This window comes from uncultured Empedobacter sp. (assembly GCF_937930195.1).
Classification (GTDB): domain Bacteria; phylum Bacteroidota; class Bacteroidia; order Flavobacteriales; family Weeksellaceae; genus Empedobacter; species Empedobacter stercoris.
Map to the genome: position 1 here is coordinate 1 of NZ_CALGVK010000072.1, position 7,214 is coordinate 7,214.

7 protein-coding genes and 1 riboswitch are annotated in these 7,214 nt (G+C 31.2%); of the genes, 4 read left to right on the top strand and 3 right to left on the bottom strand.

The features are described from left to right. Window position 1: 1 nt before the first annotated feature. Window positions 2-505, bottom strand: a complete 504-nt coding sequence (gene purE / locus Q0616_RS04300; RefSeq protein ID WP_038333183.1) for a 5-(carboxyamino)imidazole ribonucleotide mutase — start codon at window positions 503-505, stop codon at window positions 2-4. Window positions 506-512: 7 nt separating this feature from the next. Further along, the gene (locus Q0616_RS04305; protein WP_286482903.1) at window positions 513-1,643 is read right to left on the bottom strand and encodes a 5-(carboxyamino)imidazole ribonucleotide synthase; all 1,131 of its coding nucleotides are present in this window, start codon (window positions 1,641-1,643) and stop codon (window positions 513-515) included. 152 nt (window positions 1,644-1,795) lie between these two features. Here Q0616_RS04305 and Q0616_RS04310 point away from each other — a divergent pair, with 152 nt between their 5' ends. Together Q0616_RS04310 and Q0616_RS04315 are read left to right on the top strand one after the other, a co-directional pair. After that, the gene (locus Q0616_RS04310; RefSeq protein ID WP_260541747.1) at window positions 1,796-2,647 is read left to right on the top strand and encodes an endonuclease/exonuclease/phosphatase family protein; all 852 of its coding nucleotides are present in this window, start codon (window positions 1,796-1,798) and stop codon (window positions 2,645-2,647) included. A 289-nt stretch (window positions 2,648-2,936) separates the two neighbouring features. Further along, a riboswitch (TPP riboswitch) is annotated at window positions 2,937-3,032 on the top strand. 66 nt (window positions 3,033-3,098) lie between these two features. Next, complete coding sequence (locus tag Q0616_RS04315) at window positions 3,099-5,246, top strand: TonB-dependent receptor (RefSeq protein ID WP_260541748.1); 2,148 nt, start codon at window positions 3,099-3,101, stop codon at window positions 5,244-5,246. A gap of 33 nt (window positions 5,247-5,279) precedes the next feature. Here the strand turns inward: Q0616_RS04315 and Q0616_RS04320 are convergent, their stop codons facing one another. Next, window positions 5,280-6,038, bottom strand: a complete 759-nt coding sequence (locus tag Q0616_RS04320) for an alpha/beta fold hydrolase (RefSeq protein WP_298775401.1) — start codon at window positions 6,036-6,038, stop codon at window positions 5,280-5,282. Between the two features lie 140 nt (window positions 6,039-6,178). On the opposite strand from Q0616_RS04320, the gene Q0616_RS04325 reads away from it, so the two are divergent. Continuing rightward, complete coding sequence (locus tag Q0616_RS04325) at window positions 6,179-6,625, top strand: lipocalin family protein (RefSeq protein ID WP_260541750.1); 447 nt, start codon at window positions 6,179-6,181, stop codon at window positions 6,623-6,625. A gap of 65 nt (window positions 6,626-6,690) precedes the next feature. Then, window positions 6,691-7,146: a lipocalin family protein gene (locus tag Q0616_RS04330; protein WP_225539175.1), complete on the top strand. Its 456-nt coding sequence runs from the start codon at window positions 6,691-6,693 to the stop codon at window positions 7,144-7,146. The last annotated feature ends 68 nt before the right edge of the window (window positions 7,147-7,214 follow it).

Below are 7,214 nucleotides of genomic sequence, written 5' to 3' on the forward strand. Positions count from 1 at the left end.
TTTATTTATCAAACCCATTTGGATATTCGCCTTTTACAAGCTCTATTTTCGCTTCTACAGCTTTTTGTAAATCTTCTTGGTATTGGATTAATCTTTCTTGCAAAGTTGGATTAGTCGCGCCTAAAATGCGTGCTGCCAAAATTCCTGCATTCTTCGCCGCATTCACAGCAACTGTAGCAACTGGGATACCATTTGGCATTTGCAAAATAGATAAAATAGAATCCCAACCATCAATCGAATTTGACGATTTAATCGGAACACCAACCACAGGAAGTGGCGTAATAGACGCAACCATTCCTGGTAAATGCGCAGCTCCTCCAGCACCTGCAATAATGACGTTTATTCCACGTTCGTGTGCTGTCTTTGCATAATCAAACATACGTTGTGGCGTGCGATGTGCCGAAACAATTGTTAATTCGAAAGGGATATTAAGTTCTGTTAATAGATCAGCTGCTTGTTTCATGATAGGCAAATCGCTATCACTTCCCATAATAATTCCTACCATAGTTGTGTTATTTTTTTGCAACGACTTTTATCGTTGAGTTGACTTGTTTTATGTTTTGTTTTAATTGTTCTATATCATCATTCACCAATGTTACATGTCCCATTTTTCGACCAGGTTTCGTGATTGTTTTTTGGTACCAATGCAAATAGGTTCCAGGAATTGCTAAAACTTCTTCAATATTTTCGATAACTGCTGGTCCCGTTTCACCTTCTGCACCAATCAAATTAACCATGGCAGATGTTGCGAATAATTTTGTCGAACCAAGAGGCAATTGCATTAAGGTTCTTAACATTTGATCAAATTGAGATGAGTAAGCCGCTTCTATTGTTGAATGACCAGAATTATGAACACGAGAAGCTGTTTCGTTCACCCAAATTGATTGGTCTTTGTTGACAAACATTTCTACAGCAAAAACGCCTGGAGACTGCAAAGCTTTTACTACATCTCGAGCGATTGCTTCTGCACGATCAGTAATTTCTTTACTTAATGAAGATGGAATTAATAGATAATCTAATAAATTATATTCTTCGTTGATGATAAATTCTACGGTTGGATAGGTGACGATATTTCCCAAATGATCGGCAACTGTAACGACAGCAATTTCGCGATCTAAATTCGCAGGAGTTTCGAAAATTGAAGGTGATTGCAACATTTTGTCTAAATCAGCTTCAGATCTTAGGAACTGAACACCTTTTCCATCATAACCATCTTTTCGAGATTTCTGAAAAACTGGATAGTTTATATCTTGTTTCGATTTCAATTCTTCCCAATTGTCTAAATCAAAATAAGGCGCAGTCGGAATATTATTCTTGACATAAAATTCTTTCTGAACTCCTTTGTCTTGAATAATCGCTAAAGCTTCAGGATCTGGAACAACTCGTTTTCCAATTGACTTTAAATAGCGTAATGCCTCAACATTGACATGTTCAATCTCGATTCCGATAGCATCTAAATCTTTTCCAAAAGCGATGACAGTTTCATAATCTTTGAAATCACCTTGTACAAAATGGTGTGCATGTGGCGCGCAAGGTGCGTCTGCAGCTGGATCTAAAATACTAATTTCACAAGGATATTGTAATGCATTTTGCAAAAACATATACCCCAATTGTCCTCCTCCTAAAATTCCGATTTTTATCATATTGCGAAGTTAATAAATAATATAATTTCTATTTTTACGAGAACTAAAAAAGTATTGACGAGATGTTAACAAAATGGAGCAGGATTTTATTCTTTGTATTTGTAGGAATTTATTTGACGAGTAAGAGCTTTTATCAATACTTTGTATTTGATATGTTGGTACAATATTCTATATATGCATTAATCATTGCATTTTTTTTGTGTTTGATTTTTAATTATTCCATTCGAAAAGAGAAAAAAAAGAATATTTTATGGTTGCTTCCGCTTGTTGCGATTCCTATTATTGTTTATCAGAATATGGGAAATTTCTATTTTGGGGAGAATGCAAAAGGAGAACAATCTAATTTTAAGATTACCTCAATCAACATTTTTTCTCAGAATGAAGACTTTCATTATTTGAAAAATTATTTAGAAAAAGAAAAAAGTGATGTACTTATTTTACAAGAATTAACTCCAGCATGGCAAAAAAATGTTGAATTTATTCGAGAAGAATATCCTTTCTATAAAGAGGAAGTAAGGAATAATAATTTTGGGATAGCTATTTATTCTAAAGTTCCGCTTACAAAAGTGTCTACAAAAAACTATATAGATGAGATGCATCCGTCTATCTTAGCGGAAATTTCTGTAGACGGTAAACCTGTAAGTATTTTAGCAACACATCCTGTTCCTCCCTTACCAAACCAAGCACGTTTTGAAAAACGCAATCAACAATACGAATTGATGAAACATGAAATAGATGCTTTGTCTACTGAAAACATTATTTTGATAGGAGATTTGAATTGTACGGTTTATTCACCGAATTTCAAATTAGTCCAATCGGATAAATTGAAAGACGCACGATCTGGTTTCGGTTTACAAAATTCTTGGAATGCTTTTATTCCAATATTTCGTACCAATATTGATCAATGTTGGGTTACGAAATCGATGAAAGTGACAAATTTTTATCGAGGAGAAGACATAAAATCAGACCATTTTCCGATTGTAGCGGAATTAAAAATAGAATAAAGCTAACTATTTATTTATTTTTTCAGCATTTTCTTACACTATTTAGATACTATGTATACTTTTTCGTTTGGGTGTTAATTTATTCTACTTTTTCTTTGTGCAGAATTAATAATTATTTGAACTATTATACCAACCAAGCCAATTGATTTTTTTTATAGAAAATCAATCTTTATTTATTACTAAACCCTGTAAACCTTCGGAAGTATTTCTGAAGGTTTTTTTTATGTTTAAAAAAAGAAGATGTTTTTGAGTAAATTTTTAGATTTCAAAAAAATAATTATCTTTGATTTTCAATCGAAAGGGGTGCTTCTTTATTTAGAGGCTGAGATTATACCCAAAGAACCTGGGCAGGTAATGCTGCTAAGGGAACTGGTACTTCACCAAATTACATTCGCGCGTAAAATTTATAAGTGTAAGATGGCTCCTTTCATAATATTTTTAAAAATTAATTATGAAAAGGTCGATTTTTTTATTGTCATTATTTGGTGCATCCATACTGTATGCTCAAGAAAATGATACAATTCAAAAAGAAGAAATTCAACTTCAAGAAGTTTCTATTGTTGAAAAACTTCCAATTACAGTTGAAAAAGTAACAGCTAAACTGTTACAAAAAAAGAATTTAGGACAAGATGTTCCAACATTGTTAAATTCAGCTACATCAGTTTCTATTACATCTGATACAGGAACAGGGATTGGTTATTCATCCATCAAAATTCGTGGACTTAATGAACAATCGATTAATGTTACTTTGAATGGAATTCCATTAAATAACCCAGAATCTCAAGGTGTTTTTTGGGTAAATATGCCTGATTTAGCATCATCAACAAATGCTATGACGATACAAAGAGGCGTAGGAACTTCTTCAAATGGAATGGCTTCTTTTGGTGCAAGTGTAAACATTGAATCTCAAAATCCATCTGCAATTCCTTTCGCAGAAGCAAATGTTTCTTTTGGAAGCTTCAATACGCAAAAGTATACTTTTCAGGCAGGTACAGGGAGAATACTAAACAATAAATTGAGTATTGACGGTCGTTTTTCTAAGTTGGATTCTGATGGTTATGTAGATCGTGCTTGGGCAGACTTGATTTCCTATGATGTGACTGCTTTGTATGAATTGAATGATAAAACAAAATTTAGGTTTCAGAATATGTTTGGTAAAGAACAAACTTATCAAGCTTGGAGTGGTGTAGATGCGGAGACCTTGAAAAAAGATCGTACCTACAATTATGAAGGCGAAATGTATGATTCGGAAGGAAATATGCTTGGCTATTATAATAATCATACAGATAATTACAAACAGAATCATTATTTTTTGTCTTGGTTACAAGATTTAGGAAATCAATGGAAGTCTAATTTAACGATTCATTACACAAAAGGTAAAGGTTATTACGAGAGCTATAAAAATAATCGCGGATTAGAACGTTATAAATTAAATCATTTAACATCAGAGAAAAGAAACTTAATCAATAGAGAATATCTTGATAATGATTTTTATGGATTTAATTTGGAAGTAGAAAATCAAAAGTTGAACGATTTTAAAGTCTTTTTTGGTTTATCTGCAAACAAATATGATGGCGATCATTATGGTAATGTATTGTGGGTAGACAACACAGATTGGTCTGATAAAAATTTTAAATACTATAACAATAATGCCGTAAAAAAACAATTTGCAGCTTATGCAAAAGTGCTGTATCAAATCAACAAATTTGATCTTTTTGGAGATTTGCAGTATCGTTACGTAGGTTATGATGCAAAATATTTACCAAATGGCGAAAATGATGCAGAAGAATTTAGACCATTTACGGATACGTTTAATTTTGTGAATCCAAAAGCCGGAGTAAATTTTAATATAAATTCAACTAATACGTTGTATGCTTCTTATGGAATTTCGCACCGAGAGCCTTTGCGTATTGATTATGAAGGACTAAATGGAAAAGATAAAAAGCCTGAAGAAGAATTTTTACAAGATTATGAATTGGGGTATAAAAAAAGTGGACGACTTTCTTTAAGTGCCAATTTGTACTACATGGCTTATAAAAATCAATTAGTTCCAACAGGTGAAATTAATGATGTCGGAAGTCGTAAAAGAACAAATTCTGGTAAGAGTTTTAGAAGAGGAATTGAGCTGGACGCAAATTATAAAATCATTCCAAATCGTTTGAATATTTTTGGGAATATAACTTTTAGTGAGAATAAACACGAAAATTATACAGAAGAAGTGTGGGATGAAAACTGGAATTCATCATTAAAAGAATATGGAAAAACGAAGATTGCACTATCGCCAGATGTAATTTCTGCATTCGGATTCGAAGCAATTCCATTCAAGAATGTACTGGTTAACTTAACAAATAAATATGTAGGTGAGCAATATTTGTCCAATACAGAACCAGTAGATGGAAAATTGGATAGTTACTTGGTATCAGATTTATTGATTCGATATTCACCAAAAGTAAAAGGAATTAAAAACCTTGAATTTTCGATCTTAATTAATAATTTATTTGATGTCGAATACGAATCGAATGGTTATTATTACGAAGGAGGTTATTATTTTCCGCAAGCAGGTATTAATGTTTTAGGAGGAATTAGTATTCGTTTATAAAACCAAAAAGCTCGAGATTTTCTCGGGCTTTTTTTATTCCTCAAAAAAATCCAAAGGAATTTGCCATAATTGTTCTTTATTTTTCTCTCTAAAAAAATCTAAATGCCCAATTTTTTCTAATCCAACTTCTTTCGGAACAATATTCAGACGTTTTTTCTTCGCATTTTTCAGCACCAATTCAGCAAAAAGATCAACAGCTTTTGGCGTTGCCATAAAGTCATCATCCAAGCTAATAATTAAAATAGGTTTGGTGATTTCCTCGAATAAGTTCTGAGTTTGATCTGCATAATCTATTATTGATTTTTTAAAATAGATTAATTTCTTCCAATCGTGGGCAATCCCTTTTGGAATTGGTTCGCCCATTCCAACTTTTTGTGAAGGGAAAAAGCCATAAATTTTGGATAAAATAGGAATAGCAATTTTGAAGAAAAACGTAACTTTTGGTTTATCCTTTCGGTGAAAATTTTTGATGTAACCGTATTGCGAACCAATTGTAATTATTTTTGAATAAATTTTATAAGCAGGTGTTAAACCAATCATTATTCCGCCAATACTATGACCAATTAAAAATTTTTTATGAGTTGGATAAAATTCTTCAATATATTGTGTCAAACTTAAAAAATCTTTGTCAGCCCAATCGATAAAATTTGCTTTAAAGTTTTTCAAGTTATTCGGTTTAGAGTCTCCGATACCACGATAGTCATAAGTGAAAACTAAATAACCTTTGTTTGCTAAATAAATCGCAAACTTGGTATAAAAAGATTGTTTCACACCAATTGCAGATGAGATCACAATAATTTTATTGGTTGCATTATTTTCTCCAAAAGAAGTTACTGATAGTTTAAATTTATCAAAAGTTTCGACAAAAAAGTTTTCATTTTTCGCATTTAATTCTCAAGATAAAACATATTTTTACTTTTTAAATTAATCGCATGAAAAAACTTATTTTTATACTGACTTTATTTTTAGCCAACATAGCATTCTCACAAGAGTTAAAAAAAGAAAATGTGCTCGGTTTTTGGAAATTGAAAGAAGCTGGTTTTTATGAAGCTGGGAAAAAAATATCAAAAGATTTTGACAATTGTCGATTAATGAGGAATTATACAATTTGGGATAATGGATACGCAATTTATAATTATGTAGAAGGAAGAAATGGCAATTGTTTCCCAAGCGAACCAAGATTAACTTTGTGGAGAATTGTAGAGAATAGAATACAATTTTATATTGATGATTATGTTTTTGAAGATAAAGTTGTCAAAGTTAACGAGGATAATTCAATAACTTTTGAAACATTTACCGAGAAAAAAATAATGGATTCAGATAAAAATTATGAAAAAATTGCAAATACAATCAGTTATGACATTTTAGAAAAACTCTAATGTAAACTTATAATGTTATTACGTCAATCAAAATTTTTATTTTTACATGATAATTTGAATTTAAAATGAAAAATTTTTTCGGTATATTTTTGATCTCAACTTTTTTACTTTCTATTTTTTCATGTAAAGAAGATGATTCTTTAGCGATATCTCAGGATCAATTATTGCGCGCTAACAAATGGCAGTTGAAAGAAATTCGTTACAAAAGAGCGAATGTAGATACAGTTGATAAGTTATTAGAATGTGAAAGGCAATCGACGTTAGATTTTAGAGATGTAGAAAAATATTTTTCAGTGGTTTTTGAAACGATTAACGGAAATTGTCAAGAAACAGTTACAGAAGGAAAATATACTTTTGAAGCTGAAAAATCGAAAAGATCCTTGAACGTTACCCCAACAAATGGAGAATTGAAAAAATATTATATGGAACAATTAGATCCGTATTATATGATTATTCAAGATAGTTTAATCGTAAATGACACCTTACAGTTTAGACGTTTTGTTTATCAACCAGTGAAATAATAAAAAATGCTCGAATTTTCGAGCATTTTTTATTCAAACATTTTTCGCGTAATAAAATCTTTTTCTAA